General features: G+C 73.7%; 1 protein-coding gene. It reads left to right on the forward strand.

Annotated elements, in window-relative coordinates:
- Nucleotides 1-355: 355 nt before the first annotated feature.
- Nucleotides 356-1276: AMP-binding protein (locus GHC57_RS19080; RefSeq protein ID WP_153347239.1), on the forward strand; the 921-nt coding region annotated here is incomplete at its 3' end.

The raw sequence follows: 1276 nt of genomic DNA on the forward strand, positions 1-1276 counted from the left end.
CCGGATCGCGGATCACGATGACAACGGGCAAAGACCCCATCCTGAGACGATCACACGATCCGGTGCGGGGCCCCGGGTGGCCACCCGGGGCCCCGCAACCCGGCATCTCCACAATGCCACAAATCAAACAGACAATCCTGAGGCCGCGGCGCGGCCGAAGGATCGCGGGCATGGGCATGGCGGCTGGCGGGCGTCCCCGATCCTCCCGAGATCCCTCGCCGCCGTCGGCGGCTCGGGATGACGCGCAAGGCGCGGGGCCAGCACGGCGCCGGTGGCCCGTCCGGTCTCGGTCCAGGTCCCACGGACGTCCGACCCGGCCCCTGCACCCCTCGTGAACCCCGTTGGGAGGTCCAGAATGCTCACCTGCGCCGATATCCTGACCTTCGCGGCCGCCCGCGATCCCGGCGCGCCGGCGCTGGTGGACGGGCCGCGCGCCTGGACCTACGCCGAGACTCTGGCGGCGGCGCGCGGGCTGGCGGCGGGGCTGCGGCGCATGGGCCTGACCCCCGGCGACCGGGTGCTGACGGTCTTGCAGAACCGGGCCGAGGCCGCCCTGGTCCACTGGGCCGCGTACCTGGCGGATCTGGTGGTGACCCCGGTCAACTGGCGGGTCAACGCGGCCGAACTGGACTATTTCCTGACCGACAGCGGCGCGGCCCTGCTGGTGTTCGAGCCCGCCACGGCCGAGGCCGTGCGGGGCAGCGCGCGCGCGGCGGTCCTGCCCCGGATCGGGATGGACGGCGCGGCCGGCGCCGACCTGGACATCGAGGCCCTGGAGGCGCTGGCGCCGGACCCCGCGCCGACCCGCCCGTCGGCGGCGAGCCTGTCGGTGCTGCTGTACACCTCGGGCACCACCGGGCCGGGCAAGGGCGTGCCCCGCAGCCATCGCGCGGAGCGCGCGGCGGCCCTCGCGCACGTGGCCCAGAACGCGCTGCGGCCGGGCGACCGGACCCTGGGGGTCATGCCGCTCTATCACACCATGGGGGTGCGCCTGCTGCTGTCCATGGCGCTGGTCAACGGGCTGTTCGTCTGCCAGCGCCGGTTCGACGCCGCCGAGGCGCTGGCCCTGATCGCGCGCCACCGGATCACCACGCTCTATCTGGTGCCGACGCTCTATCACGATCTGGTTTCGCACCCGGACTTCGAGGGCGCGGATGTCTCGGGCCTGCGCGCGCTGGGCTTCGCGGGGGCACCCATGACGGACGGGTTGCTGCGCCGCCTGACCGAGACCATCAGGCCGGCGCTGTTCGTGAACCACTACGGCTCGTCCGAGATC

Source organism: Roseospira navarrensis (assembly GCF_009601025.1).
GTDB lineage: Bacteria > Pseudomonadota > Alphaproteobacteria > Rhodospirillales > Rhodospirillaceae > Rhodospira > Rhodospira navarrensis.